This is a genomic window from Mitsuaria sp. CC2, from assembly GCF_048957715.1.
Classification (GTDB): Bacteria; Pseudomonadota; Gammaproteobacteria; order Burkholderiales; family Burkholderiaceae_C; genus Roseateles.
Map to the genome: position 1 here is coordinate 1 of NZ_JARVXN010000035.1, position 25,722 is coordinate 25,722.

At 68.1% G+C, this 25,722-nt stretch carries 25 protein-coding genes; 17 read left to right on the forward strand and 8 right to left on the reverse strand.

What is annotated here, in order from left to right:
* Nucleotides 1-25: 25 nt before the first annotated feature.
* The 3 genes from PV762_RS23335 to metK all read right to left on the reverse strand — a co-directional run bounded on the left by PV762_RS23335 (nt 26) and on the right by metK (nt 3,485).
* Complete coding sequence (locus PV762_RS23335; protein ID WP_421037379.1) at nt 26-1,048, reverse strand: diguanylate cyclase; 1,023 nt, start codon at nt 1,046-1,048, stop codon at nt 26-28.
* Nucleotides 1,049-1,134: 86 nt separating this feature from the next.
* A complete protein-coding gene (locus tag PV762_RS23340; protein ID WP_421037380.1) occupies nt 1,135-2,187 on the reverse strand; it encodes a diguanylate cyclase domain-containing protein in 1,053 nt (350 codons plus the stop codon).
* Nucleotides 2,188-2,306: 119 nt separating this feature from the next.
* Nucleotides 2,307-3,485: a methionine adenosyltransferase gene (gene metK, locus PV762_RS23345; RefSeq protein ID WP_377157951.1), complete on the reverse strand. Its 1,179-nt coding sequence runs from the start codon at nt 3,483-3,485 to the stop codon at nt 2,307-2,309.
* 198 nt (nt 3,486-3,683) lie between these two features.
* Here metK and PV762_RS23350 point away from each other — a divergent pair, with 198 nt between their 5' ends.
* The 6 genes from PV762_RS23350 to PV762_RS23375 all read left to right on the forward strand — a co-directional run bounded on the left by PV762_RS23350 (nt 3,684) and on the right by PV762_RS23375 (nt 10,028).
* The gene (locus PV762_RS23350) at nt 3,684-4,574 is read left to right on the forward strand and encodes a lipid A biosynthesis acyltransferase (protein WP_421037381.1); all 891 of its coding nucleotides are present in this window, start codon (nt 3,684-3,686) and stop codon (nt 4,572-4,574) included.
* A 9-nt stretch (nt 4,575-4,583) separates the two neighbouring features.
* Nucleotides 4,584-5,468, forward strand: coding sequence for a diaminopimelate epimerase (gene dapF, locus PV762_RS23355; RefSeq protein WP_421037382.1), 885 nt, complete (start codon nt 4,584-4,586; stop codon nt 5,466-5,468).
* The gene (locus PV762_RS23360; protein ID WP_421037383.1) at nt 5,465-6,199 is read left to right on the forward strand and encodes a DUF484 family protein; all 735 of its coding nucleotides are present in this window, start codon (nt 5,465-5,467) and stop codon (nt 6,197-6,199) included. The genes dapF and PV762_RS23360 overlap by 4 nt, the downstream gene beginning before the upstream one ends.
* Nucleotides 6,177-7,106, forward strand: coding sequence for a tyrosine recombinase XerC (locus tag PV762_RS23365; protein WP_421037384.1), 930 nt, complete (start codon nt 6,177-6,179; stop codon nt 7,104-7,106). Before PV762_RS23360 ends, PV762_RS23365 begins: the two co-directional genes overlap by 23 nt.
* Nucleotides 7,107-7,121: 15 nt before the next feature.
* Entirely contained in the window at nt 7,122-8,711 is a 1,590-nt protein-coding gene (locus tag PV762_RS23370; RefSeq protein ID WP_421037385.1) for a hypothetical protein, read from the forward strand.
* Nucleotides 8,712-8,846: 135 nt separating this feature from the next.
* Entirely contained in the window at nt 8,847-10,028 is a 1,182-nt protein-coding gene (locus tag PV762_RS23375; protein WP_421037386.1) for a class I SAM-dependent rRNA methyltransferase, read from the forward strand.
* On the opposite strand, the gene PV762_RS23380 is transcribed toward PV762_RS23375, so the two are convergent.
* On the reverse strand, nt 10,029-10,514 hold the full coding sequence (locus PV762_RS23380) for an Lrp/AsnC family transcriptional regulator (protein WP_421037387.1): 486 nt from the start codon (nt 10,512-10,514) through the stop codon (nt 10,029-10,031).
* Nucleotides 10,515-10,663: 149 nt separating this feature from the next.
* On the opposite strand from PV762_RS23380, the gene glmS reads away from it, so the two are divergent.
* Nucleotides 10,664-12,538 (forward strand): glutamine--fructose-6-phosphate transaminase (isomerizing), encoded by a 1,875-nt coding sequence (gene glmS / locus PV762_RS23385; RefSeq protein ID WP_421037388.1) that lies wholly within the window; start codon nt 10,664-10,666, stop codon nt 12,536-12,538.
* 154 nt (nt 12,539-12,692) lie between these two features.
* Here glmS and PV762_RS23390 read toward each other — a convergent pair whose 3' ends face one another.
* A complete protein-coding gene (locus tag PV762_RS23390) occupies nt 12,693-14,597 on the reverse strand; it encodes a WD40/YVTN/BNR-like repeat-containing protein (RefSeq protein ID WP_421037389.1) in 1,905 nt (634 codons plus the stop codon).
* Nucleotides 14,598-14,905: 308 nt separating this feature from the next.
* Here PV762_RS23390 and PV762_RS23395 point away from each other — a divergent pair, with 308 nt between their 5' ends.
* From PV762_RS23395 to PV762_RS23405, 3 genes are all read left to right on the forward strand, one after another.
* Nucleotides 14,906-16,879: an ATP-binding protein gene (locus tag PV762_RS23395; protein WP_421037390.1), complete on the forward strand. Its 1,974-nt coding sequence runs from the start codon at nt 14,906-14,908 to the stop codon at nt 16,877-16,879.
* Nucleotides 16,880-17,148: 269 nt separating this feature from the next.
* Nucleotides 17,149-18,657: an ATPase domain-containing protein gene (locus PV762_RS23400; RefSeq protein ID WP_421037391.1), complete on the forward strand. Its 1,509-nt coding sequence runs from the start codon at nt 17,149-17,151 to the stop codon at nt 18,655-18,657.
* Nucleotides 18,654-20,237 carry an ATP-binding protein gene (locus PV762_RS23405; protein ID WP_421037392.1) on the forward strand — a complete coding sequence of 528 codons (1,584 nt, stop codon included), beginning with the start codon at nt 18,654-18,656 and terminating at the stop codon, nt 20,235-20,237. The genes PV762_RS23400 and PV762_RS23405 overlap by 4 nt, the downstream gene beginning before the upstream one ends.
* A 33-nt stretch (nt 20,238-20,270) precedes the next feature.
* Here PV762_RS23405 and PV762_RS23410 read toward each other — a convergent pair whose 3' ends face one another.
* Both PV762_RS23410 and PV762_RS23415 read right to left on the reverse strand, forming a co-directional pair.
* Nucleotides 20,271-20,525: a hypothetical protein gene (locus PV762_RS23410; protein WP_421037393.1), complete on the reverse strand. Its 255-nt coding sequence runs from the start codon at nt 20,523-20,525 to the stop codon at nt 20,271-20,273.
* 71 nt (nt 20,526-20,596) lie between these two features.
* A complete protein-coding gene (locus tag PV762_RS23415; protein ID WP_421037394.1) occupies nt 20,597-20,827 on the reverse strand; it encodes a hypothetical protein in 231 nt (76 codons plus the stop codon).
* A gap of 139 nt (nt 20,828-20,966) precedes the next feature.
* On the opposite strand from PV762_RS23415, the gene PV762_RS23420 reads away from it, so the two are divergent.
* Both PV762_RS23420 and PV762_RS23425 read left to right on the forward strand, forming a co-directional pair.
* Entirely contained in the window at nt 20,967-21,152 is a 186-nt protein-coding gene (locus tag PV762_RS23420; protein WP_421037395.1) for a hypothetical protein, read from the forward strand.
* Nucleotides 21,153-21,230: 78 nt separating this feature from the next.
* A complete protein-coding gene (locus tag PV762_RS23425; protein WP_421037396.1) occupies nt 21,231-22,055 on the forward strand; it encodes a MipA/OmpV family protein in 825 nt (274 codons plus the stop codon).
* Nucleotides 22,056-22,089: 34 nt separating this feature from the next.
* On the opposite strand, the gene PV762_RS23430 is transcribed toward PV762_RS23425, so the two are convergent.
* On the reverse strand, nt 22,090-23,061 hold the full coding sequence (locus PV762_RS23430; RefSeq protein ID WP_421037397.1) for a zinc-dependent alcohol dehydrogenase family protein: 972 nt from the start codon (nt 23,059-23,061) through the stop codon (nt 22,090-22,092).
* 196 nt (nt 23,062-23,257) lie between these two features.
* Here PV762_RS23430 and PV762_RS23435 point away from each other — a divergent pair, with 196 nt between their 5' ends.
* The 5 genes from PV762_RS23435 to PV762_RS23455 all read left to right on the forward strand — a co-directional run bounded on the left by PV762_RS23435 (nt 23,258) and on the right by PV762_RS23455 (nt 25,722).
* Complete coding sequence (locus tag PV762_RS23435) at nt 23,258-23,569, forward strand: ArsR/SmtB family transcription factor (protein ID WP_421037398.1); 312 nt, start codon at nt 23,258-23,260, stop codon at nt 23,567-23,569.
* Between the two features lie 25 nt (nt 23,570-23,594).
* Nucleotides 23,595-23,774 (forward strand): hypothetical protein, encoded by a 180-nt coding sequence (locus PV762_RS23440; protein WP_421037399.1) that lies wholly within the window; start codon nt 23,595-23,597, stop codon nt 23,772-23,774.
* Between the two features lie 162 nt (nt 23,775-23,936).
* Nucleotides 23,937-24,134: a hypothetical protein gene (locus PV762_RS23445; RefSeq protein ID WP_421037400.1), complete on the forward strand. Its 198-nt coding sequence runs from the start codon at nt 23,937-23,939 to the stop codon at nt 24,132-24,134.
* Nucleotides 24,135-24,158: 24 nt separating this feature from the next.
* Entirely contained in the window at nt 24,159-24,881 is a 723-nt protein-coding gene (locus tag PV762_RS23450; protein ID WP_421037402.1) for a DNA-binding response regulator, read from the forward strand.
* Between the two features lie 100 nt (nt 24,882-24,981).
* Nucleotides 24,982-25,722, forward strand: coding sequence for an SDR family NAD(P)-dependent oxidoreductase (locus tag PV762_RS23455; RefSeq protein ID WP_421037403.1), 741 nt, complete (start codon nt 24,982-24,984; stop codon nt 25,720-25,722).

A 25,722-nucleotide genomic window follows, 5' to 3' on the forward strand; every position in this document is an offset into this window, starting at 1 on the left:
GAGCGGGAGCAAGCCCTGATGCGGCTCAGAGCGGCGCGAAGCCGCTCGGTGCCTGCTCGACGGTGTCCATCTGCATCTCGAAGCTGAAGAAGCGGTTGCGGCCGCGGGACTTCGCGGTGTAGAGCGCGTCGTCCGATCGCCGCAGCAATCCCTCGACGGTGGTGTCCGCGTCGGGCACGCAGGTGGTGATGCCGCCGGACAGGGTCACATGCGGCTCGACCGAATCCGGGTGGCACATGTTGCAGGTGCGCAGCGTGCGCATCACCGCCCGCGCGAAGGTCATCGCGCCCGAGCGCGGCGTGCCGGGCAGGATCAGCGCGAACTCCTCGCCGCCGTAGCGGGCCGCGCAGTCGCGCGGACGGCGGCAGGTCTCCCGCAGCAGCAGCGCGACGCGCTGCAGGCAGGCGTCGCCGGCCAGATGGCCGAAGTTGTCGTTGTAGCGCTTGAAATGGTCGATGTCGCAGAGCACCAGCGTCAGCGGCGTCTGGTCGCGCCGTGCGCAGGCGATTTCCTGCGCCAGCCGGGCGTCGAAGGCACGGCGGTTCAGCAGGCGCGTCAGCGGGTCCTCGCCGGAGAGCTTCTCCAGCCGCGCGTTGCTGTGGCGCAGGTCGTCGGAGACCTCCTGCAGCCGCGTCTGCATGCGCCTCAGCCGTTGCATCGCGCGCAGCTTGGCCTGCAGCACGGTGTTGGAGACGGGTTTGACGAGGTAGTCGTCGCCGCCGGACTCGATGCCCTGCCAGAGGTCCTGGTCGCGGTCGCGGCTGGAGAGGAAGATGATCGGCGTCCAGCCGCCGTTCTCGTGCGCCCGCATCTGGCTGGCGACCCAGTAGCCGTCGTGGTCGGGCATCTCGACGTCGAGCAGCACCAGGTCGGGATGGTCGCCGTCGAAGCGGGCCAGGGCGCTGTCGCCGCCGTCCGCCTCCAGCGTGAGGTGCCCGATCGCCTGCAGCTGGCTGCACAGGACACCGCGCGTGCTGGCCTGGTCATCCACGACCAGGATGCGCAGCGGAGGGAGCGAGGCAGGCGGCAGCGAGGCGGAAGCGTCCATGGCCGGGCATCGTCGACAGGCGGCAACAAGCTGTGCCGGAGCCGATTATGCGGGGCCGGTCCCCTCGAAAGCAGTTCGGGTATGCCTCAAGTCGGGGACGAACGCGGCGCCGCGGGTGCGGCTGGCGAGGTGGCCGGGGCGACGGCGCGGCGCTGTTCCGCCGTGTCCATCTGCATCTCGTAGCTGAAGAAGCGGTTCCGGCCGGTGGACTTGGCGTTGTAGAGCGCGTCGTCGGCGCGGATGATCAGGCCTTCGGCGCTGGTGCTGTCGTCGGGCAGGCAGGTCGTGATCCCGCCCGAGAGCGTGATCGTGGCGCCGGTGGGCGAATCCGGGTGCGGAATCGCAGCCAGCTCCACCGTGCGCATCAGCGCGCGGGCGTAGGTCATGGCACCGGAGCGCGGCGTGTTGGGCAGGACCAGCGCGAATTCCTCGCCGCCGTACCGGCCGGCGCAATCGCTCGGGCGGCGGCAGGTCTCCTTGAGGAGCCGGCCGATGCGGCGCAGGCATTCGTCGCCGGCGACATGGCCGGCCGCGTCGTTGTAGCGCTTGAAGTGGTCGACGTCGCACAGCATCAGCGTCAGCGGCTTGCCCTCGCGGCGGGCGAGGTCCAGTTCCTGCTGCAGCCGGGCGTCCAGCGCGCGTCGGTTCATCAGGCCGGTCAGTGCGTCCACGCTGGAAAGCTCTTCCAGCTGCGCATTGGCCGCGCGCAGCTCCTCGGACATCTGCACCAGCCGAGAGCGCATCTGCGCCAGGCGCTGCATCGCACGCAGCTTGGCGTGCAGGATCATCGCGGAGGCCGGTTTGACGAGGTAGTCGTCGCCGCCGGACTCGATGCCTTTCCAGACGTCCTCGTCCTGGTTGAACTGGGACAGGAAGATGATGGGCGTCCAGCCGCCGGGCTCGGCGGCGCGCATCTCGCGGCAGGTCCAGTAGCCGTCGTGGCCGGGCATCTCCACGTCCAGCAGCACCAGGTCGGGCCGGTAGCGGCGGAACAGCTCCAGCGCCCACTCGGCGCTGTCGGCCTCCAGCACACGGTGACCGGCCCGGTCCAGTTCCGCCGTCAATGCCACGCGGGTGGCGTTCTGGTCGTCGACGATCAGGATGGTCAACGGGGTCGGCGCAGTGGGCATGGCGTGCATGCGGTCATTCTGCCGCGATGCCAGACTTCCGGAAACGACCAGGGCCGCGCGAGGCGGCCCTGAGTCGGGGGATCAAGTTTCCGCAGGTGCGGCAAATGACCGATTCCGGATGAGGGGAATCACAGACCGGCTGCGGCGCGCAGCGCCTTCGCCTTGTCGGTGCGCTCCCAGCTGAACTCCGGCTCTTCACGGCCGAAGTGGCCGTAGGCCGCGGTCTTGCCGTAGATCGGGCGCAGCAGGTCCAGCATCTGGATGATGCCCTTGGGGCGCAGGTCGAAATGCTCGTTGACCAGCGCGGCGATCTGCTCGTCGGGCAGGACGCCGGTGCCTTCGGTGTAGACCGTGACGTTCATCGGACGCGCGACGCCGATCGCGTACGCGACCTGGATCTGGCACTGCTTGGCCAGGCCGGCGGCGACGATGTTCTTCGCCACATAGCGGGCGGCGTAGGCGGCCGAGCGGTCCACCTTGGTCGGGTCCTTGCCCGAGAACGCGCCGCCGCCGTGCGGGCAGGCGCCGCCGTAGGTGTCCACGATGATCTTGCGGCCGGTCAGGCCGCAGTCGCCCTGCGGGCCGCCGATGACGAAGCGGCCGGTCGGGTTGACCAGGTACTTCGTGTCCTGCAGCCATTCCTTGGGCAGCACCGGCTTGATGATCTCCTCGATGACGGCCTCGTAGAACTCCGGCTTCATCTTGTCGCCCAGCGACATCTCGGGCGCATGCTGCGTGGACAGCACGACCGTGTCGATGCTGTGCGGCTTGCCGTCGACGTAGCGCATCGTCACCTGGCTCTTCGCGTCCGGACGCAGGAAGGGCAGCCGGCCGTCCTTGCGCAGCTGGGCCTGGCGCTCCACGAGGCGGTGCGCGTAGTAGATCGGCGCGGGCATCAGCTCCGGCGTCTCGTCGCAGGCATAGCCGAACATCAGGCCCTGGTCGCCGGCGCCGGTGTTCAGGTGGTCGTCGGAGGCCTGGTCCACGCCCTGGGCGATGTCGTTGCTCTGCTTGTCGTAGGCGACGAGCACGGCGCAACCCTTGTAGTCGATGCCGTACTCGGTGTTGTCGTAGCCGATGCGCTTGATCGTGTCGCGGGCGACCTGGATGTAGTCGACGTGGGCGTTGGTCGTGATCTCGCCGGCCAGCACGACCAGGCCGGTGTTGCAGAGCGTCTCGGCCGCGACGCGGGAGCGCGGGTCCTGCGCCAGGATGGCGTCGAGGATGGCGTCGGAGATCTGGTCCGCCACCTTGTCGGGGTGGCCTTCAGATACGGATTCCGAGGTGAAAAGGAAATCGCTCGCCAATTTAAACTCCTGTGATTCGGTCTTCGGGTACAGCCTGCTGGCCGAGCCCTTCGGGCTTGCCTTTTGGCGTCGCCGAGACGGGAGTCAGGCGGCGAACGCTTTAGCGGGATTTATGAGTCGCCCCGCAAGTTGTCCAGATTAACTCGGCGACTGGGGCGGCATTATAGGAAAGAGCCCGAACAGGGTGCCGGACGGTCGATGGGAAAACTGGGTACATATGCGCTGATCAGCCTGTTGTGGCTGCTGCACTGGCTGCCGCTGCGCTGGCTGGCCGCCCTCGGCTGGGGGCTGGGCGGGCTGCTGCACCGCGTGGCCGGATCGCGGCGGCGCGTGGCGCTGCGCAACGTCGAGCTCTGCTTCCCCGAGAAGCCCCTGGCCGAACGCGAGGCCCTGGTGCGCGAGCACTTCGGCTGGCTGGGCCGCAGCCTGCTGGAGCGCGGACTGCTCTGGTACGCGTCGGACCGGCGGCTGCTCCGGCTGATGCGCATCGAGGGCAACATCAAGCTCTCCGAACAGGTCGACCGCCCGGTGATGTGGCTGATGCCGCACTTCGTGGGCCTGGACTGGATCGGACCGGCGCTGATGCTCAACCAGGCAAGACCTGGCGCCAGCATCTACCAGCGGCAGAGCAACGCGCTCTTCGACGACGCGCTGCGCCGCGCGCGCTCGCGCTTCGGCACGACCAAGCTGGTCGACCGCCACGAGGGCGTGCGCAGCGTGCTGCGGGCGATCCGCGACGGCTATTCCTTCCTGAACCTGCCCGACATGGACTTCGGTCCCAAGGACTCGGCCTTCATCCCGTTCTTCGGCGTGCCGGCCAACACGCTGCTGGCGCCGGCCAAGATCGCGCAGACCATGAGGATGGTGGTGCAGCCGGTGATCGTCACGATGCTGCCCAAGGGCGAAGGCATCGTCGTCCGTGCCCATGAACCGCTGGAGGGCTACCCGAGCGGCGACATGGAAGCCGACGCAAACCACTTCCACCGCTGGCTCGAGGACCGGATCCGCGAGCACCCGGCCCAGTATTTCTGGGTCCACAAGCGATTCAAGACCCGACCGCCCGGCGAGGCGTCGCTGTATTCCCGATAATCCGCTCCCATGAAACTGCGCTTCACCAAGATGCAGGGCGCCGGCAACGACTTCGTCGTGCTGGACGCCACGCGCCATCCGATGCCGCTGACCAGCGACCAGCTGCGGCGCGTCGGCGACCGCCGCTTCGGCGTGGGCTGCGACCAGATCCTGGTGATCGAGGCCCCTGCGAAGGACGCGGCGCCGGACGTCGACTTCGGCTACCGCATCTTCAACTCGGACGGCTCCGAGGTGGAGCAGTGCGGCAACGGCGCGCGCTGCTTCGTGCGCTACGTCGTCGACAAGGGGCTGACGGACAAGCGGACCATCCGCGTGCAGACGATCAACGCGCTGCTGGAGCTGCGCCTGCAGGACGACGGCCGCGTCACGGTCGACATGGGCGCGCCGGTCTTCGACCTGCCGCGCATCCCGTTCGACCCGAAGGACACGATGCCGCGCCACGAGAACGGTTTCGAGCGCTGGCCGCTGTCGCTGGGCGACGGGATGACGGCGGAGGTCGCGGTGGTGTCCATGGGCAACCCGCACGCGGTGCAGCGGGTCGACGACGTCGACCAGGCGCCGGTGGGCCTCGTCGGACCGCTGGTCGAGCACCACGAATCGTTCCCCCGCCGTGTCAACGCCGGGTTCCTGCAGATCGTCAGCCGCGGCGAAGTGAAGCTGCGCGTCTTCGAACGCGGCGCCGGCGAGACGCTGGCCTGCGGTACCGGCGCGTGCGCGGCGGTGGTGGCGGGCATCCGGCTGGGCTGGCTGGACGCCGCGGTCGAGGTGCACACGCGCGGCGGCGATCTGCGCATCGAATGGGCCGGCATGACGCCGGGAGGCCCGGGGCTGTCCGCCCCGGTCTACATGACGGGGCCGGCACAGACGGTCTTTGAAGGAGAAATCGAACTGTGAGCGGCATCGAAGGCATCACCGAACAAGACATCGCCGACTACCTGGCGAATGACCCGGCGTTCTTCGAACGTCACGCCGAACTGCTGGCCAACGTCCGGATCTCGCATCCGCACGGCCAGCGCGCGGTCTCGCTGCAGGAGCGCCAGGCGGAGCTGCTGCGCGACAAGATCCGCGGCCTGGAGCACAAGATCATCGAGATGATCCGCAACGGGCAGGAGAACGTCGCCATCGCCGACCGGCTGCACCGCTGGACGCTGGCCCTGATGCTGACGCGCGACGACAGCCAGCTGCCGGAAGTGCTGCTGCGCGAGCTGCGCCACCAGTTCCTGATCCCGCAGGCGGGATTGCGCCTGTGGAACGTCGACGCCGGCCACGCGCTGGCGCCGTTCGCCTCCGAGGTCAGCCCGGACGTGAAGTCCTTCGTGGGCAGCCTGAACCAGCCGTACTGCGGCATCAATTCGGGTTTCGAGGCGGCACGCTGGCTCGAGGACGACGTGGCCTCGCTGGCGCTGGTGCCGCTGACGACGGGTGCGCCGTCGCAGCCGTTCGGGCTGCTGGTGCTGGGGTCGCCGGATCCGACCCGCTACACGGCCGAGATGGGGACCGAGTTCCTGACCCGCGTCGGCGAGATCGCCAGCGCCGCGCTCTCGCGCCTGCTGGACGCCGACCCGCATGCCGCTCCTCCGGTCGCTCCCCCGATCGCTCCGCATGTCCCCGCTCAGCCTGACTGACGAGCAGCAGCGCTACCTCGAACACCTGCGCGTGCAGCGCCGCCTGGCGGAGCGCACGCTGACGCTCTACACGGACGCGCTGCAGCGGCTGACGGGGCTGGCCTCCGTCGAGGGCCAGGATCTGCTGCGCCTGTCGGCGCATCAGGCGCGGCGCTTCCTCGCGAAGCTGCACGGGGAGAAGCTCAAGCCGCGCACGCTGGCGCTGATCCTGTCCGCGTGGCGGGGCTGGTACCGCTGGCTGGGCCAGAACGGCCTGGTCGACGCGAACCCGATCGCCGACCTGCACGCGCCCAAGCAGGGGCGTCCGCTGCCGAAGGCGCTGGGCGTCGACGACGCGGTGCGGCTGGCCGAGCACCAGCAGGACGCGGCCGATCCGGTCGCCGAGGCGCTGGAGCGCTGCCTGGTCGAGCTGCTCTACGGCAGCGGCCTGCGCGTCTCCGAACTGGTGGGCCTGGACCAGCGCCATCAGGCGTCGTCGGCCGGCTGGATCGTGCCTGAGGACGCCGAGGCGCAGGTGCTGGGCAAGGGCTCGAAGCGACGCGCGGTGCCGCTGGGCGGACCGTCGATGACGGCGCTGCGGGCCTGGATGGCGGTGCGCGGCCAATGGGCGGCGGCGGACGAACCGGCGCTGCTGGTCGGACCGCGCGGCCGCCGGCTCAACGCCGACCAGATCCGAAAGCGCCTGAAGCAGCGCGCGCTGGCGGCGGGCATGCCCACGCACGTCCATCCGCACATGCTGCGCCATTCGTTCGCGTCGCACCTGCTGCAGAGCAGCGGCGACCTGCGCGCGGTCCAGGAACTGCTGGGCCACGCCAACATCAGCACCACGCAGATCTACACCCGGCTGGACTTCCAGCACCTGGCCAAGGTCTACGACGCGGCGCACCCCCGCGCCCGCAAGAAATAACCGACTGTCCCTCCGATGCGCCGCACCGTTCCGACTTCCTCGCGATTCCCCTCCCGCCCGCTGCTGCTGTGCTCCGCCCTGATGGCGGCGCAGGTGCAGGCGAACGCCCAGTCGTCATCGAGCGACGCATCGGAGCGGCCGGTCATCACCGCGACCGACAGCCGACCTGCCGCGTTCGAACTGAACTGGTCGCCGGTCAAGATGCCCACGGGGCAGAAGACGGCGTTCCTGGGCGCGCACTACATGGTGGCGATCAACGAGGACTGGGGCCTGGGCCCCGCCGCGTACGGCGCGGCACAGGGCGAGTTCGGCGGCCTGTTCACGGTCGGCTTCAACGTGCAGCGTCGCTTCCGGATCGCGCAGGACTGGCATCTGGCGGCCAGCCTGTACGCGGGCGCGGGCGGCGGTGTGAGTTCGGACAAGGTCCGCGCCGGCGGTGGCCTGATGCTGCGACCTGAGCTCTCGCTGCGCGGCGAGTTCGGCAACTGGTACGCCGGCGTCGGCGTCTCGCACATCACCTTCCCGAACGGGAACGGCAACATCAAGGACACCGGCGTCGCGTTCACGATCGGGCGGATGGACCGGTTCCTGAGCTTCAACCCGGGCGACTCCGGATCGCCGGGTCGCGCGGGCGATCGCACGGGCATGGGCTTCGACGAGATCGCGCTGAGCGCGGGCGTCGAGAAGCCGCGCAGTAGCAGCCGCACGCGCGGCGGCCTGCCGCTGACGGGGCGCAAGGGCAAGGCCGGCGGCGACCTGCGGCAGTACTTCGGCGATGGCTCGTCGTGGTGGGGCCTGGAGGCCTCGGGCGCCGCATCCGGCGGCAACGACGGCTACATGGAGATCCTCGCGAACGCCGGGCAGGACTGGGGCATCGGCAGCCAGCGACTGCGCGTCGGCGGCCAGTTCTCGTTCGGACTGGGCGGCGGCGGCGACATGGACACGGGCAGCGGCTGGCTGGTGCGCGTCGGTCCGACGCTGCGCTGGATCACGCCGTGGGGTCCGACCTTGCGGCTGGACGCCGGCTACATGAAGGCACCGTGGGGGAACTACGAGTCCTTCCAGGTGCGCGGTTCGCTGGCGCTGCCGTTGGAGAAGGTGTCGCGCATCCTCAATTCGCCGCCGCTGGAGTCCGGCACGATCCGTGCGCAGGCGCTGTACCTGAGCATGCCCTACTTCAAGGAATTCAAGTTCAAGGACGGCTCCAAGGACAACGTGACCGGTCTGGGCATCGGCATGACGCGCGACTTCGGCGGGCCGTGGTACGGCGTGGCGCAGGCGGGCAGCGCGGCGCTGGGCAAGGCGGGCGCGTTCTCGTACGGCATGTTCGGCCTGGGCGCGCATTCGCCGAAGTGGAACGGCGTGCGCGTTGGCGCGGAAGCGATGGTCGGCGCGGCCGGCGGCGGCGGTGTGGCGGTCGGCGGCGGCGCCGTGTCGCAGGGCGAAGTGTGGGCGCAGTGGGAAGGCACCGGCCGTGACCGCCTGCGCGTGAAGGTCGGCGTGGGCCAGTGGAAGGCCCTCGGCGGGGAGAAGCAGAGCACCCCGATGGTCAGCCTGAACATCGGCTGGGCGTTCGGGACGCTGGGGCCGGCGGCACAGCGCTGATCGTTGTCGGGCGCAATCGAATCATCAAGTTTCATCGGCCAGACCGATAAATTATCGCCTTCGCGATAAAGACCCGATAAAACGGGGTTTGCCCCGTGTTCATCGGGGCTGTACGCGATCGAAGAGAGTCGTCTCATGAAATCCATCCGTCTCCGCGAGGGCAAGGACCGCTCGCTCCTTCGCCGTCATCCCTGGGTCTTCGAGGGCTCGATCGCGAGGGGCAAGGCCGACGCCGGCGAGACCGTGCGCGTGGAAGCCGCCGACGGCAGCTTCCTCTGCTGGGCCTCGTTCAGCCCGGAGTCGCTGATCCGCGTGCGCGCCTGGAGCTTCGATGAGAAGGAGCGCATCGACGCCGCCTTCTTCGAGCGCCGCATCGCCGCGGCGCTCGCGCTGCGGGCGCGCATGCCGATCGACTCGGATGCGGTGCGCCTGATCCACGGCGAGGCCGACGGCCTGCCTGGCCTGATCGTCGACCGCTACGGCGACACGCTGAGCGCGCAGTTCCTGTCCGCCGGCACCGAACGCTGGAAGCAGACGATCGCCGACCTGCTGCTCGCGCAGACGGGCCTCACGCGCCTGTACGAGCGCTCCGACGCGAACGTGCGCACGCTCGAAGGCATGGCGCCCGTCACCGGCTGGCTGCGCGGCGAGGGCGCGACCGAGCTCGTCATCTCGGAGAACAGCTGGAAGCTGAGCCTCGACGTGGCCGAGGGCCACAAGACCGGCTACTACCTCGACCAGCGCGACAACCGCAGGAAGTTCGCCGAAGTGGTGAAGCACTACGGCTGCCAATCGGTGCTGAACTGCTTCAGCTACACCGGCGGCTTCTCGGTCGCGGCGCTCGCGGGGGGCGCGACGGAGGTCATCAGCGTCGATTCGTCCGCTCCGGCGCTGGCGCGCGCCACGGCGCACGTGGCGCTCAACGGCTTCGATCCCGCGCATCACACGGCGCTGGATGCCGACGTCAACCACACGCTGCGCGACCTGCTCAAGCAGGGGCGCAGCTTCGACGCCATCGTGCTCGATCCGCCGAAGTTCGCGCCGACGGCGGCGCATGCGGAACGGGCCGCGCGGGCGTACAAGGACATCAACCGGCTCGGCCTGATGCTGCTGAAGCCGGGCGGCCTGCTGTTCACGTTCTCGTGCTCGGGCGGCGTGGGGCCGGAGCTCTTCCACAAGATCGTGGCCGGTGCCGGCATCGACGCCGGCGCGGACGGGCTGATCCTCGACCGCGTCGGGGCGACGCCGGACCATCCACAGACGATCTACTTCCCCGAGGGCGAATACCTCAAGGGTCTGCTGATCCTCAAGCGCTGATCAAGGCCGCGCCGCAGGCAGCGCCAGTCTCGGCTCGAACTTCGCGCGCTTCACGCTGAAGAATGCCTTCACATTGCGGACGTTGGCCTGCTGCGTGAACAGCCGCTGCACCAGCGCGTGATACGCCGGCATATCCGTCACCTGCAGCACCAGCACGAAGTCCGGCCCCGGCGCCACGCGCCAGCATTGCTGGACCTCGGGCGCCGCGACGGCGATGGCCTCGAACGCATCGAGGTGCTCCGCGCCCTGGCGGTCGAGCGTGATCTCCACCAACGCCGACAGCCCCGCGCCCAGCTTCTCCGGGGACAGGATGGCGACCTGCTTCTCGATGACGCCGGATTCGACGAGCCGCCGCACGCGGCGCAGACAGGTCGCGGGCGACACATGGGCGCGCTCGGCCAATGCCTGGTTGGACAGTGAGGCGTCCTGCTGAAGCAGGTCCAGCACCCGCAAGTCGATGGCGTCGAGGGTGAGAGAAAATTCCATCAGTATGTCTCGAATGAAAGAATCAGCCGGATGGTGGATATGGTGATCGATTCTTTCACCGATCGGTGAATGTTGAAAGCATCCTTCTTGCCGAGATGCCTAGCATTCCGCCATTCGCAAATTCATCCGGACATCCGGGGAGACACAGCATGTGCGGCATCGTCGGCGCGGTCAGCCAGAAGGACATCGTTCCCATCCTCATCGAGGGCCTGAAGCGGCTCGAGTACCGCGGGTATGACTCCTGCGGGGTGGCGGTCCACCAGGACGGCCAACTGCGCCGCGCGCGCAGCACCTCGCGGGTGGCCGAGCTGCAGACGCTGGCGGCGCAGGACGGTGTTGCGGCGGGGACAGGTATTGCCCACACGCGCTGGGCGACGCACGGCGCGCCGGCGGTGCACAACGCGCATCCGCATTTCTCGCACGGTCCGGGCGCCGAGGCGCACCTGCAGCCGGGTCGCGTGGCGCTGGTCCACAACGGCATCATCGAGAACCACGATGAACTGCGCGCCGAGCTGAAGTCGCGCGGCTACGTCTTCCACAGCCAGACCGACACCGAGGTCATCGCGCACCTCGTCGATTTCCACTATCACGGCGACCTGCTGGAGGCGGTGCAGACGGCGGTGGGGCAATTGCGCGGCGCGTACGGCATCGCGGTCTTCCACAAGGACGAGCCGCACCGCGTGATCGGTGCGCGCGAGGGTTCGCCGATGGTGCTGGGCCTGGGCAAGGACGACTACGCGGGTGCGAACTTCGTCGCCTCGGACGCGATGGCGCTGGCGGGCGTGACCGACCAGATCGTGTACCTGGAGGAGGGCGACGTCGTCGACCTGCAGCTGGGCCGCTACTGGATCAGCAACAAGGATGCGGCGACGGGGCGTTTCGTCAACGTCGAGCGCGAGGTGAAGGCCGTGCACGCGCACAGCGGCGCGGCCGAACTGGGCCCGTACCGGCACTACATGCAGAAGGAGATCTTCGAGCAGCCGGTGGCGATCGCCAACACGCTGGACGCGGTGCAGGGCATCAGCCCGGAGCTGTTCGGCGACGGCGCGTTCCGTGTGTTCAAGGAGATCGACTCGGTGCTGATCCTGGCGTGCGGGACCAGCTACTACGCGGGCTCGACGGCGAAGTACTGGCTGGAGAGCATCGCGAAGATCCCGACGAATGTGGAGATCGCGAGCGAGTACCGCTACCGGGACAGCGTGCCGAACCCGCGCACGCTGGTGGTGACGATCAGCCAGAGCGGCGAGACGGCGGACACGCTGGCGGCGCTGAAGCATGCGCGCTCGCTGGGGATGCTGCACACGCTGACGGTGTGCAACGTGTCGACGAGCGCGATGGTGCGGGAATGCGCGCTGGCCTACATCACGCGGGCGGGCGCGGAGATCGGCGTGGCGTCGACGAAGGCGTTCACGACGCAGCTGGTGGGGCTGTTCCTGCTGACGCTGGCGTTGGCGCAGACGCGCGGGCATCTGGACGAGGAGCAGGAGCAGGAGCATCTGAAGGCGCTGCGCCACCTGCCGGTGGCGGTGCAGGCGGTGCTGGCGCTGGAGCCGCAGGTGATCGCGTGGAGCGAGGAGTTCGCGCGCAAGGAGAACGCGCTGTTCCTCGGCCGCGGGCTGCATTACCCGATTGCGCTGGAAGGCGCGCTGAAGCTCAAGGAGATCAGCTACATCCACGCCGAGGCCTATCCGGCGGGTGAGCTGAAGCACGGCCCGCTGGCGCTGGTGACGGCGCAGATGCCGGTCGTGACGGTGGCGCCGAACGACACGCTGCTGGAGAAGCTCAAGAGCAACATGCAGGAAGTGCGGGCGCGGGGTGGGGAGCTGTTCGTGTTCGCCGACGGGGATACGAAGATCGACAGCGAGCCGGGGCTCCACGTCATTCGCATGCCGGAGCACTACGGCGCGCTGAGCCCGATCCTGCATACGGTGCCGCTCCAGCTCCTCGCGTATCACACGGCCTGCGCGCGCGGCACCGACGTGGACAAGCCGCGGAATCTGGCGAAGAGTGTGACGGTGGAGTGAGCGGTTCGCGGGCAGTGTGCTCGCCTCGCCGTGGACAGCACAGCGGCCGATCTGCGTACCCAATCGCCCGGCGATTTGCTCGTTGGTCGGCGACGAGGAGGGCGTGAATCAATGCATGCGGAAACTGGGTTCGTCGACCGAATGAATCCGACGACTACTGTGCTGCGAACGTCAAGTTGGACGATACGTAGCTGATCGGCATGAACACGCCGCCGCCGACATATTGCAGCTGCAGCGCATCCGACTGCCCACCCGACAGCGACCCTGTCACACCCGGGGTGGTCGACGATCGACGTACGCCCCCATACAGCGCTGCGCCGGATTTGCCGGCCAATAGAGTCAGGCCATCCGCACTGCTGGCCACGGCTGTCCAGGCGCCGGCGTCGGCCGTGGCGCGCCAAGTCTGGCCGCCGTCCGGCGATTCGTAGAGCGCCCCGCCACTGGTCGCGGCCACGACGTAACGCCCGTCCGAGGAAGAAGCGATGCCGCGCCAATCTCGGGCGCTGGCGACCGCTTCCCAAGTGGCACCGGAATCATCGGAGCGCCAGATCGCGCCGGCGTCGACCGTCGCATACAGCCTCTTGCCATCTGCGGAGGCCGCAGTCGCCCACCAGAACTGCGCCGAGGCGCGGGCGGTCCAGGTCACCCCGTAATCCGTCGACACGTACAGCTGCGCGCCATTGGTGCCGGCCACCAGCACGCGGCCATCGGCGGATGAACTGACCGCGCGCCAGGCTCGGTTGCTGTCGCGCGCCGTCCAGTTGGCGCCGCTGTCGGACGAGGTCCAGATCTGACCGAGGTAGGCCGTCGCAACAAGGCGCACGCCGTCGGCAGAACTGGCGACAGCGGACCAGGCCCGCGCGCTGCCGTCGTTGGACCAGTTGGCGCCGCCGTCCGTGGACAGGTAAAGGGCGCCGCCGTTGGTCGCCGCCAGGATCTTCATCCCGTCGGACGACGTGGCCACGCCGGACCAGGTCTGCCCCGTGAGCCGCAGCGCCCACTGCGCGCCCGCGTCGCTGGAGGTGTAAAGCTCGCCCGACGCCGACGTCGCGACCTGCCGCGCCCCGTCGGCCGACATGGCCGTTCCAGTCCATGAGCCGACGGGCGCCTGGGCTGTCCAGCCGATCAGGTTGCCGCCTGGCAGCCCCAGGGTGGCGATGCGCTGGCCGGCGTTCTGCGCGACCGTCCAGCCGCCGCTGCCCACCCCGGTGATCTTGATCCAGTCGCCGATGGCGGGCGATGCCGGCAACGTGACCACCACGGCGGCGTTCGAGTTCGCCAGATAGCCGGTGTTCGATTCGGCCTGCACCGCGGCTCCGGTCACGTTGACCCAACGGATATCGGCCGGGGCTGCGCTGCAGACGTAGGCGGTTGAGGACACCTCGCCCGCGTCGAGCACGCCATTGCGGTTGGCATCCTGGCCCGACTGGACCCGCTGGCCGCCGTAGGCGCAATTGGCGCCGGCCGACTCGGTGACGACCGCGACCAAGGCGTCCAGCCCCGAGGCACCGGCGGGGCCGCTCGGACCGGTGGGCCCCGTTGCGCCATTGGAACCATTTGAGCCGTTCGCCCCGTTGCACACGTAAGCGATGCTTCCGGCTTCGCCATCCTCCAGCGCGCCGTTCCCGTTGGCGTCCAGCCCCGCCAAGACGGCCGATCCGCCCTGTGCGCAGTTCGCGCCAGCCGCCTCGACACGGACTCGAACGAGCATGGACTGCCCAGTGGCGCCGGCGCCGCCATTCAATCCGTTGCAGACGTACTGCGTGTTGACCACTTCCGAGTCGGCGAGTTGGCCGTTGGCATCGGCATCCGGGCCGGACTGGACTCGTGTACCGCCGGCCGCACACTGACTTCCTGCAGGCTCTGCAGCAACACGCACGAGGGTTGTGGCCGTCGTGCCGGGGCCTGCCGGCGGCTCGGGATCCTCACCAGACGATCCGCCACCGCACGCGGTCAATGCGATCGCCGTGGCGATGACCACCGTGACGGATAGGTGACGGGACGGGCAGCTCAATGCGGCGCTGTGCAGGCGACGAGCGGTGTTGGTTCGAAGAAGCATGGCGGGGGTTGGCGCCTCCAGCCGTCACACCATGCGACAACTCCAGGAGGGGCGAGTCGTGAGCAGTATCCGAAACCTACGAGTGGACCGGCCTATGTCCAATCACGACGCCTTGAAAAGTTACAGAAGTGTCGTACGTCCGCCGCGTATCGGCGTGAGCGGCGCTTCCGTGCGGGTTTCTACTGCAGCGCGTGCCCATCCTGCCGGGTGAATGGCTGAGTGGTCGGACACGAAACGGGTCGACGGCCAAAGGGTTGAGCCGCGCGAGCGACAATCGCGCGCCGTCAATACAGGGCCGGAGCACTGGGATGCCGTTCAGGGAGGTCGTTCAGGAGATCGCGAGCACTGCGCAGCGCCGTGCCGCGCTGACGCTGTCCGTGGCGCTGCTGGTGGGCATTGCCGCGGTGCTTCCCTACGCCTCGGAGCCGCTGGTCCCGCTGCCCCACATCAGCGGCATGTATGGCGCGGCGACGGCGATGATCAACCTGGCCACGTTCTGGCTCCTCATCTCCTCGCCCAGCCAGCCTCGATCGCATTCGGTCATCGCCGCCGCTTACCTCTACGCGGGACTGATGGCGGTGCTGCATGTGCTGACTTTTCCCGGGGCCGTGCTTCCCGACAGGCCCTTGCTCGGCTCACCGCACGCGGTCAGCTGGCTGTTCATCACCTGGCGTGCGGGGTTCGCGAGTTTCATCATCTGGGCGGCGCTGTCCGCGATGCAACCGAGCAAGGAGCCCCGGACCTTCACCTACTGGCCGCCCGTGGTCGCCACGGCGGCGGCGGTCCTGGCCGGCTTCGCGTCCCAATGGACCGATGCCGCCGCCACCGTCGACCGGAACGGGCGGCAGGCCTTCGGCCTGTTCAGCATCTACGGCTCCTACAGCGCTGCGGTCCTGGCGATCCTGGCCGTCGTCCTCATCGGGCTACGCGGACTCCATCGCCGCTCCATCTTCATCTGGCTGGTCGTCGTGCTCACTGCAGAGGCGGGCGGCGTATGGCTGAGCACCTACAGCGGTTCGCGATACACCTTGGCGTGGTACTCGGTCCGCGTCGAAGGCCTGATCGCGGGTTCGGTCGTGCTGGTGTTGCTGGCTCATCATTTCCGACGCGTCCAGCGCGGGCTTTCGGACACCGTGACGAAGCTGCTCCGACGCACGGAGGAACTTCAAGCCGCCGTCCATCAACGGGAGCACGCGGAGCAAAAACTCGCACAGGCGGAAAAGCTGAGGATGGTCGGTCAGATGGGCGCGGGTCTCGCCCACGACCTCAACAACATCCTGCAGGTGGTAACCGGCCGCTTGAGCATCCTCCAGCGCCGTGTCGGCGCCGCGGTCGATGCCGATATCGCCGTGATCAAGCGCAGCATCACCAAGGCGGAAGCGCTGACGCGCCAGCTCTCCTTGCTGTCGGCCCGTCGGGCGCTCGTGGCTCGCCCGCTGGACACGAGGATCGAACTCGAACGCATCGCCGATAACGTCCGGCAACTGCTTGACACCAGGCACACGGTGGAACTGCGCGCCGAACCGGTTCTGGGCCGGGTCGCCGTGGATGGCCTGGAACTGGAGATCGCGCTGACCAATCTGGTGACCAACGCGAGAGATGCAATGCCGGCCGGCGGCGTGATCCGGATGTCGGCGGAGGCTGGGGAAGACCCGCGGCTCGGCGCCATCTGCGTCCTGCGCGTGAGCGACGACGGCGAGGGCATGAGCGCCGAGGTGATCGACAGGATCTTCGAGCCCTTCTTCACGACGAAGCCGCAGGGCAAGGGCAGCGGGCTGGGCATGCCGCAGGTGGCGGCCTTCATCGAAGCCTCGGGCGGCGCGATCCGCGTGGACAGCGTCCCCGGTCAGGGCACGACCATCTGCTTGATGATTCCCTCCCGGCAGGTGGAAGACGCTGCGCGGGAGAACGCGCTGCAGGGGGACACGGTCGTCACGGCCGGCAAGGTCATCCTGCTGGTCGACGACAACCACGACGTCCGGGAAGCCACCCAGCAGCTGCTGGAGTCCAGCGGATTTGTCGTGAAGGCGGTGGACAGCGGGGAGGAGGCTCTGCAACACCTGAGCAGCGGATTTGACCCCGATATCTTGATCAGCGACATCGTCATGCCTCGGGGCATGAACGGAGTCCAACTGGCACGCGAAATTCGCTACTTGCGTCCCAAGATCAGGCCTGTGCTTGTGACGGGCCACAGCGACGTCGCACAGGTCGCAGCGGGCGAAGGATTTCCGGTGATATCCAAACCCTACGATTTACCGATGCTGCTGCAAGCACTGAACTGAGCGGATCAGGCTTGGCGACCCAAACGGGGCGGTTGGGTCTACTCCTGCGGGCGAAGGTGCCGTCCCGCTGAGGACCCCGATCTATCGGCGCTCCAGCAACAGCACGCTCGATGAACTGGTGAGGCCAGCGCCGGCGTGCACGCCGCTGTTCGTGTCAGACACGACCCCGGCCACCCGTCGGATTTCGCCGATTTTTCGCTGCGCGACGAATCCTTCCTCCCGCTGGGTGCATGTTTTGCCACGGCTGCGCATCACTTCGATGCGATCCCATGGCCCGACCGAACGACCCCACCCACTCGTCCTGCCTGCATGTTTCCACCGGCGCGCCGGGTCTCGACGACGTGCTGCGCGGCGGATTGCCAGCGGGGCATCTTTACCTGCTCGAGGGGTCGGCCGGCGCCGGAAAGACAACGCTAGGCCTCCAGTTCCTGCTGGAAGGCGTGCGCTGCGGTGAGCGTGTTCTCTGGTGCACGCTCGCGGAGACCGAATCCCAACTCATGGCCACGGCCAGGTCGCATCAATGGGATCTGACGGGCGTGGATATCGTGAACCTGGCGGAGGTCGGGTCGGGTGAGGCCGAGGGCGACTACTCCTTCTTCTCGCCCAGCGACGTCGAACTGAATGACGTCGTTGCAAGGATCTTCCGCGTGACGGAAGAGCTCCGCCCCAGCCGGGTCGTCTTCGACCCGTTCTCGGACGTGCGCCTGCTGGCCCGAGATCCGCTTCGGTTCCGGCGTCAGCTGCTCCGGCTCCGCGAACACTTTTCCTCCATGGGAGCGACGGTGCTGCTCATCCAGGAGGCAGGGCTGCATGGCAACAACGACGAAGCCGGGGAGGGCGTGGTGCACGGCATCATCAGCCTGTACCAGCATGCCCCCGACTATGGGAAGCAGCGTCGTCGCCTGCGGGTCCACAAGATGCGCGGCGTGCCGATGCAAGAAGGCTTCCACGATACCGCCATCCAGACGGGCGGGCTGATCGTCTACCCGCGTCTGGTCGCCAACGAACATGACGCCGCAGTGGGCGTCGAGGGACGAGGCGCAACGCTGACCAGCGGCAGCGCGGTGCTGGATGACATGCTGCTCGGCGGACTGGACCGTGGCAGCAGCCTGCTGGTCACCGGGCCTTCGGGCATCGGCAAGAGCACCCTGTGCATGCAGTTCGCCAATGCGCTCGCCGAGCACGGAGGTCGGGCCGCCGTCTATCTGTTCGACGAAACCCGTCGCGTCTTCCTGGCACGCGCCGATGCGCTGGGGATGTCCACGCGCGCGCACGTGGAGTCCGGGCAAGTCACGCTGCGGCAGATCGATCCCGCGGAGTTCTCGCCAGGGGAGTTCGCCCACCTCATCCGGCGTGCGATCGAGGAGGACGGCGTCACCCTGGTCGTCATCGACTCCCTGAACGGATATCTGACCGCGATGCCTGACGAGAAACACCTCGCCATGCACATGCACGAACTGCTGAGCTACCTCTCCAATCGCGATGTCGCCACGCTGCTGACGCTGAACCAGCAAGGATTCGTCGGGGAACCCAGTGGATCTCCTCTGGACGTCACCTACCTGACGGACGCGGCGATGCTGCTGCGCTATTTCGAGGACGACGGTGCCATCCGGCGCGCGCTGTCCGTGATCAAACGGCGCGTCGGTGGACACGATTCCACCATCCGGGAGTTCCGCATCGGACTGCCCGGCCTGGACGTGCAGGCGCCGCTGCGCGGTTACCACGCCCTGCTGTCGGGCATGCCCGTCGCCAAGGGCGATGAGACGCGTGCGACATGAGCGAAGTCCAGATGTTGGCGGCGGCCCTGCCGCCTGTTGCCGCGGCAGAGACCTCGTTCGCGGATGTCCTGATCCTGGCGGCGCCCCGCGATGCGTCGCTCACCAGACGGTTGCTGAGCGATGCCGGCGTCGAGAGCGAATCCTGCGAGAGCGAAGCCTCGCTGATGCAGGCGTTGTCCCTGGAGACCGGCGCGGTGCTGGTCGCGGAGGAAATGCTGACCCGGTCGCTGCGGCGACATCTCGTGGCGGGCATACGCGCCCAGCCGGCCTGGTCGGACCTCCCCATCATCATCGTGGCAAGCGCTTCTGCGGCGCACCTCCCGCTCAGCGCGGTGGCTGAGCTGGGCAACGTCGCCATGTTGCAGCGGCCGATGGCGCCGGATGCGCTGCAGTCGGCTGTTTCGGCCGCGCTGCGTGCAAGGCGGCGTCAGTGGGAGGTGCGCGACCTGTTGCGGCAGCAACGCGAGCAGGCGGAACGCAAGGATCAGTTCCTGGCCATGCTGGCGCACGAGTTGCGGAATCCCCTGACACCCATCCGGTATGCCGCCCACCTGCTGCAGGTGAACGAATTGCCGCCCGAGCGTCAGTCCACGCTTGCTCGCGTGGTGGATCGGCAGGTGGGCCACATGGGCCGCATCATCGACCAGTTGCTCGACGTCTCCCGCCTCACGCGCGGGTTGGTCCAGCTGGCGCGCGAACCTGTGAACCTGTGCGAGCTGGCCCGCGAGACGCTGACGGCCCATGCGGTTGCCGCGCAGGCCGCCGGCATCGTCCTCGATTGCCGATGTGACTGTGACGCCTGGGTCGAGGGCGATGGCACGCGACTTCGGCAGGTGATAGACAACCTGGTGGACAACGCGATCAAGTTCTCGGCAGCCGGAGATCGTGTGACGGTGAGCTTGAGCTGCGAGGAAGGCTGCGTGGCGCTGACCGTGGACGATGAGGGCGATGGCATCGAGCCCCACCTGCAAGACCAGCTGTTCGACGCCTTCGTGCAGGCCGACCGCTCCCTGGAGCGCTCGCGTGGCGGGCTGGGCCTGGGCCTCGCGCTGGTCAGAGGCCTGGTCTCCCTGCATGGCGGCAAGGTGTCGATGGTCTCGGCTGGGCCGGATCAAGGCAGCACGTTCACTGTGACCTTGCCCGCCCTGCGGGAGGGGCCCACCGGCGCCTCCACGGACCCCGACAGCCCACCTGTCGCCGATTCGAGATCGCGCGACGTGCTGTTGGCCGAGGACAACGTGGACGCTGCAGACTCGCTCCGGATGATTCTCGAAGGCCATGGTCACCGTGTGCAGGTGGTGCACAACGGCCCCGCCGCGGTGGAAGTGCTGCGTACCAGACGTCCGGATGTGCTCATCTGCGACATCGGGCTGCCCGGGCTGAGCGGCTATGACGTCGCTCGGTCTGCCCAGGGGCCGCACCGTCCGGCATTGATGGTCGCGCTGACCGGATATGGCTCGACGGAGGACCGTCAGAGGGCCGCGGACGCGGGCTTCGACGGACATCTGGCCAAACCGATCGCGGTGCCGGAGTTGCTGGCATGGCTGTCCTCTGCCGCACGCGCCACCGAGCCGTCCTGATCGTGCAATCCCAGGGCGGGACGCATGCCGGGCTCAGTCGTCCTCGCAGTCGATGCCCAGCTGCCTCAGCACCCGGTTCCGCGTGAACCGGTCCTCGACGTCGTCGACCATCACGGTCAGCGAGGCTTTGCCCGCCGCGACGAATCCGCCGCCCGGCATGGCGACCGACACCACTTCGGCGATGAGCTTGCCTTCAGGACAGACCTTCGAGGCGAGCCGGATGCTCCCGACACCCTCCACATCGGTGCGGCGCAGGTACGCCTCGCCCACCACTCGCTCAACCGGCATGACTTGCCCTCCTCCCAATGGAGGCAAGTTTGCATCAGATTTTCCAGGTCAGCTTCGGCGGCGTGTCATCACTAGATCTTCCAACCGGCCTCCAGATTCAGGGGGTCGAGTTCGATCTTCACGTACTCGGTGAGGACCGTGTTCTCAATGTCCTGGACGATGACGACGAGGGTGGGTCTGGCGTTGCGCGCTGGCCGTTCGAACAGGCACTTGCTCGTGTCTGCCCTGGGATCGAGCAGCACCACGCGATCGTAGAGCGCGAGTGCCACCCCTCGCAGGTACTTCAAGTGCAGCTCAGGCATCTGGGAGGACCTCGGATTGTCCGTTCCACTGGCAAGGTGCATGCCGACCCATGCGTGGACCGCCTTCCATCCCTCCTGAAGGACCTGTGGCAGGCAGATCGTTTGCCTACAGCTGCTTACATCCTTCCTTGGAGTGACCATGTCAGCCAATCAGCAGAAGTGGAGCGCGGTCCCCATGACCGCCATGGAGCGTCGTACGGATAATTCCAGGCGCGAGGCGTACGAGCAGCGGGATCGCAGCAAGCGTCTGGGGATGGCCCCCGCCCAGACGAAGTCGGCCAGCAAGCTCGACGCCATCGAACCGGGCGGTGCCCGTTTCATCTGACGACCCGGCGGGTCCGCCTGAAGCCTCCTCGACATCCCGATCCGCTACGGAGCCGTGACTCGCGATTATTCTTTCAGCATGAAGCAATCCCTCGCTGCTAGCCTGGCCGTCGTGAGCGTTGGCGTTTTCGCGGACGCACCGGCTGAACGCAAGGACCTGCCGCTGTGGGAACTGGGCGCCGGCATCGGCGGCATCTCCCAGGTGGCCTACCCGGGCGCCGACGAGCAGGTGAGCAGGGTCGTGCCCTTGCCTTACGTCGTCTACCGGGGCAAGCGCCTGCGGGCGGAGGGGGAAGGCGCAGGTCTGCGGGCGATCCGCACGGAGACGTTCGAACTGGATGTCTCGGTGTCCGGGTCCTTGAGCTCGGGCAGCAAGTCTTTGAAGGCGCGCGAGGGCATGGCCAAGCTGCCGACCCTGGTGGAACTGGGCCCCGTCGGCCGCTGGTACCTGAATGGGCGCCAAGCCTCCCATCGCGTGACCTTCAAGATCCCGGTCCGAGGCGTCTTCGAGGCCAGCGACCTGGGCCGCCATCGGGGAATGGCGCTTGAACCGGAGATCGGGCTGGACCACCGGGCCGGTCCCGGGTGGAGCTACGCACTGGCCGTCAGTGCGCTGCTCGGCGACAAGCGGCTGGGGCGCACGTACTACGCGGTGACACCTGACGAGGCGCTTCCGGGGCGGCCCGCCTATGAGGCCGATGCCGGCCTCATCGCGTGGCGTCTCAAGGGGTCGCTGTCGCGGCAATTGAGCGAGGATGTCCGCATCTTCGGATTCGCGCGGATCGACAGCGTCGCGGGGTCGGCCAACCGGGACAGCCCGCTGGTGCGCCGCACGACGGGGGCCAGCGTGGGCGTCGGGCTCGTCTACACGTTCGGCCGATCGACTGCGCGCGCGGTCGATTGACCTGGCACCCGCGCACTGCTGCCTGCCGCGGACATCAAGCCACGTTCACCACCACCTTCCCGCGAATCTTCTGGCCCAGATGACCGCCGGTTTCCAGCGCGGTGTGCGCGGCACCCATCTCCGCCAGCGAGAAGGTCGCCCCGATCACCGGCCGGATCCGCTCGCGTTCCAGCAGCGCCTTCAGCGCCTGCAGCTTGCCCCGGTTCTGACGCGTGAAGACGAAGTGGTACTCCGCATTCACGCCCCAGGCGTTCACCAGGTTCTGCGGCGTGGCGATGTCCACGATGGACACGACCCGACCCCCGTCCGCCAGCACGAGCGGTGAACGTTCCAGCGTCGTGCCGCCGATGGTGTCGAACACCACGTGGACGCCTCGCGCGCCGGTCAGCTCTTTCACCTGCTCGACATAGTCAGCGGCCTCGTAGTCGACCGCCTCGTCAGCGCCGAGCGACCGCACGAAACCAGCCTGCGAGGCCCGGGCGGTGGTGATCACGCGAGCGCCCATCGTCTTCGCCAGCTGGATGGCGATGGATCCGACGCCGCCGGCGCCGCCGTGGATCAACACCGTCTCCGCGGGCTGCAGCCGCGCGCGCGACACCAGCGCTTCCCATGCCGTGCCGCCGACGAGCGTGATCGACGCCGCCTCCGCATGCGTGAGGTTGCGCGGCTTGTGCGTCACGAGCTCCTGCGGCACCACATTGAACTCCGCGTAACTGCCGCCCTTGGGTCCGAAGATCTTCGGCGTGTAGAACACCTCGTCCCCCGGCTTGAAGTCGTGGACACCTGCCCCCACGCGCTCCACCACCCCCGACACATCGTGTCCGATGACGGCTGGCAGCGGCACATGCGCGGGATAGTCTCCGCGACGGATCTGATAGTCGAGCGGGTTGACCGACGTGGCGACAACGCGCACCAGCAGTTCACCGGCGTCAACCGGCGGCACGGGGATGTCCTGCAGTTGCAGGTGTTCGACGCCGCCGAAGGCGGTCAGGACGATGGCTTTCATGGGAGGTCTCGAAGTTGACGATGGAACGTCCCGCAAAACTGAACGGGACATCGCCATTGTCATATCGACGTTTTGCGATACGTCGAGTCGAAGGATTTCACCCTGTCGCCGATCCTGGCAATCGCGCGAGGAAAACGGCGCCCCCTTCGACCGCCTAAACTCGGCGGCCCCTCCGACGCCTCCATCGATTCCGCCTATGCCCGAAGAAGTGCCGCTGGTTCGTGTGCTCGTGGTGTTGTCCAACACCCAGCGGCTGGACATCCTGCGCAAGTTGAAGACGCCGGCGCTGTTTCCGCCGCAGGACGAGGGGGATCCGGCGACCGACGGCGTCTGCGTCTCGTCGATCCAAGCCGGGCAGGGGCTGGCGTTTTCCACCACCTCCAAGTACCTCGCCGACCTGGCGGGCATCGGCCTGGTGACCATCAAGCGGATGGGCAAGTGGTCCTACTACAAGCGGGACGAACGCGCCATCGCGGCGCTCGCCAAGCGGCTCGCGCGGGAGCTGTGACCCTCCCGCCTGCAACAGCGCCGCGATGGCCGGGTCGTACTGCCCGTCGATCTGGATGTACAGCATCCTGCACGGCGCCAGCACGCTCACCTTGCCGGCGAGTCATGTGCCGATGCTGTCCCATCCGGGCGAGGTCAGCGAGTTCATCGACCGCGCGGCGCGGCAACTGCGGGATCGGCAGGAGGAGAAGTCGGCCGCGCACTGAGGGTGCATGAGCGGATCGTGCTGCCGCCAGCAGGATCGATCAGTGACTGTCCAGGACCGAATCGCCAACATCCCCCCGTTCGAACGCACCCCCGCTGCGGAGATCGGCTCGCCGATCGGCATCCGCCCGGCGCGGTGCGCTCTCCAATCCAACGGCCGGGGAATGACAGTGAAGCTGAAGCGACGGAACGCATTCATGGTGGTGCTCGGCCCGGCCGGCGGCATGGACGGCCGCGTGGTGTACGGCGCTCAGGACTGCAGCCCGCTGTCGCCCGCGTTGCCCGCGTTGCCCGCGTTGCCCGAGATCCTGCCCGCGTGGTCGCCGATCAAGCAGTTCGGCGGCCATCACACGGCTCGATGAACGTCGCCAGGGTTCTGTGTCCCCGTGAAGATCGGCAATCTCGAAGTCAGTCCCGCGAGCCCGCAGGAGGCCGATCCCGTGTTCGCCGATGTCATCGTCGTGCATCGCCATCCGCTCTTGCGGGCGGGGATCGCGACGGCGCTGTCGTCGGCGTTGATGCGCTGCGATGCCAGCGGCACGGTCGTGCCCGGCCCGACCGTTCGAGGCTGTCCGAAACTGCTCGTCGGCGATCATGACGACGCCGTGTTTGCGCTGCTGGCGCCGCGCGCCGCCGACGTGCCGGCCGTCGACGTCCGTCCGCATTGGCTCATCGTCACCTCGACGGTGACCAGCAGGCGGGTGCGCGTGGCCATGGCCGCCGGCGCGACGGGATACGTCCATGCCTCGTGCACGCTGGAGGAGCTTCGGGAAGCCGCGTGCACGGTCGCCGCGGGTCGTCGCTACCTGTGCCGCACGGCGGCCGCCGCCGTGGCCGAGGGCTGGCCGGGCGACGCCCTGACACCGCGTGAATTCGACGTGCTCACCATGCTCTGTGTCGGCCTGGACAACAAGTCCATCGGCCTGCGGTTGGGCATCGCGCCGGGAACGATCAAGACGCATGTGAAGACGCTGCTGCACAAGTTGAACGTCAACAGCAGGACGCAGGCCGTCATCGAAGCCATGCGTCGCGACCTGCTCGACGAATGGCCGACCGACCCGGCGCGTTCCTCTTTGCGCGACACAGTGTGGCAGTCGCCGGGGCTATAAACATTCGATTCGCACTCCTACCATCGCCGCTTCAGATGTGACGGGCGCCGCCATCGACGGCGGGACAGGCCCGTGCCATCACAGCACGGAAGGACGATGAATGTTTGATCTGCATGGCAAACGCGCCCTGGTGACCGGGGGCTCCCGCGGCATAGGCGCCGCCATCGCGCAGGCACTGGCCGAACACGGGGCCGATGTCGCTTTCACCTACGCCCGCTCGGAGCGCAGGGCCGCCGCGGTGGTGAAGTCCATCGAGGCGACGGGCCGCCGCGCCGTCGCCCTCCAGGCGGACAGCGCCGACCCGCAGGCCATCGCGCGATCGGTGGCCGACACGGTCTCCGCGCTCGGCGGGCTGGACATCCTGGTCAACAACGCGGCGCTCGGACTCAACGGCCTGATCGCCGACCTCGACCTCGACGCGTACCAGGCCATGATGGACGTCAACGTGCGGGGCCCGGTGCTGTTCTCCAAGGCCGCCATCCCGCATCTGGGCGAGGGCGGACGCATCGTCTCCATCGGCTCGGGCCTGGCCGAGCGCGTGCCGTTCCCCGGCGTCACCGCCTATGCCATGTCCAAGGCGGCGCTGCTCGCCCTGACCCGCGGGCTTTCGCGCGAGCTCGGTCCGAAAGGCGTCACCGTGAACCTGGTGCTGCCCGGATCCACCGACACCGAATCGAATCCGGCGGACGGCCCCGCCGCCGATTTCCAGCGGGGACTCACCTCCCTGGGACGTTTCGGTGAACCGCAGGAAGTCGCGAATGCGGTGGTCTTCCTCGCCAGTCCCGCCGCGAGCGTGATCACGGGCGCGGTCCTCGCCGCGGACGGCGGCGCCATCGCCTGA

What these genes read in the sequence shown, in the direction of transcription:
- PV762_RS23335 (WP_421037379.1), bottom strand. Translation starts at nt 1,048, where the DNA reads ATGGACGCTTCCGCCTCGCTGCCGCCTGCCTCGCTCCCTCCGCTGCGC.
- PV762_RS23340 (WP_421037380.1), bottom strand. Translation starts at nt 2,187, where the DNA reads ATGCACGCCATGCCCACTGCGCCGACCCCGTTGACCATCCTGATCGTC.
- PV762_RS23350 (WP_421037381.1), top strand. Translation starts at nt 3,684, where the DNA reads ATGGGAAAACTGGGTACATATGCGCTGATCAGCCTGTTGTGGCTGCTG.
- dapF (WP_421037382.1), top strand. Translation starts at nt 4,584, where the DNA reads ATGAAACTGCGCTTCACCAAGATGCAGGGCGCCGGCAACGACTTCGTC.
- PV762_RS23365 (WP_421037384.1), top strand. Translation starts at nt 6,177, where the DNA reads ATGTCCCCGCTCAGCCTGACTGACGAGCAGCAGCGCTACCTCGAACAC.
- PV762_RS23370 (WP_421037385.1), top strand. Translation starts at nt 7,122, where the DNA reads ATGCGCCGCACCGTTCCGACTTCCTCGCGATTCCCCTCCCGCCCGCTG.
- PV762_RS23375 (WP_421037386.1), top strand. Translation starts at nt 8,847, where the DNA reads ATGAAATCCATCCGTCTCCGCGAGGGCAAGGACCGCTCGCTCCTTCGC.
- PV762_RS23380 (WP_421037387.1), bottom strand. Translation starts at nt 10,514, where the DNA reads ATGGAATTTTCTCTCACCCTCGACGCCATCGACTTGCGGGTGCTGGAC.
- glmS (WP_421037388.1), top strand. Translation starts at nt 10,664, where the DNA reads ATGTGCGGCATCGTCGGCGCGGTCAGCCAGAAGGACATCGTTCCCATC.
- PV762_RS23390 (WP_421037389.1), bottom strand. Translation starts at nt 14,597, where the DNA reads ATGCTTCTTCGAACCAACACCGCTCGTCGCCTGCACAGCGCCGCATTG.
- PV762_RS23395 (WP_421037390.1), top strand. Translation starts at nt 14,906, where the DNA reads ATGCCGTTCAGGGAGGTCGTTCAGGAGATCGCGAGCACTGCGCAGCGC.
- PV762_RS23400 (WP_421037391.1), top strand. Translation starts at nt 17,149, where the DNA reads ATGGCCCGACCGAACGACCCCACCCACTCGTCCTGCCTGCATGTTTCC.
- PV762_RS23405 (WP_421037392.1), top strand. Translation starts at nt 18,654, where the DNA reads ATGAGCGAAGTCCAGATGTTGGCGGCGGCCCTGCCGCCTGTTGCCGCG.
- PV762_RS23410 (WP_421037393.1), bottom strand. Translation starts at nt 20,525, where the DNA reads ATGCCGGTTGAGCGAGTGGTGGGCGAGGCGTACCTGCGCCGCACCGAT.
- PV762_RS23415 (WP_421037394.1), bottom strand. Translation starts at nt 20,827, where the DNA reads ATGCCTGAGCTGCACTTGAAGTACCTGCGAGGGGTGGCACTCGCGCTC.
- PV762_RS23420 (WP_421037395.1), top strand. Translation starts at nt 20,967, where the DNA reads ATGTCAGCCAATCAGCAGAAGTGGAGCGCGGTCCCCATGACCGCCATG.
- PV762_RS23425 (WP_421037396.1), top strand. Translation starts at nt 21,231, where the DNA reads ATGAAGCAATCCCTCGCTGCTAGCCTGGCCGTCGTGAGCGTTGGCGTT.
- PV762_RS23430 (WP_421037397.1), bottom strand. Translation starts at nt 23,061, where the DNA reads ATGAAAGCCATCGTCCTGACCGCCTTCGGCGGCGTCGAACACCTGCAA.
- PV762_RS23435 (WP_421037398.1), top strand. Translation starts at nt 23,258, where the DNA reads ATGCCCGAAGAAGTGCCGCTGGTTCGTGTGCTCGTGGTGTTGTCCAAC.
- PV762_RS23440 (WP_421037399.1), top strand. Translation starts at nt 23,595, where the DNA reads ATGGCCGGGTCGTACTGCCCGTCGATCTGGATGTACAGCATCCTGCAC.
- PV762_RS23445 (WP_421037400.1), top strand. Translation starts at nt 23,937, where the DNA reads ATGACAGTGAAGCTGAAGCGACGGAACGCATTCATGGTGGTGCTCGGC.
- PV762_RS23455 (WP_421037403.1), top strand. Translation starts at nt 24,982, where the DNA reads ATGTTTGATCTGCATGGCAAACGCGCCCTGGTGACCGGGGGCTCCCGC.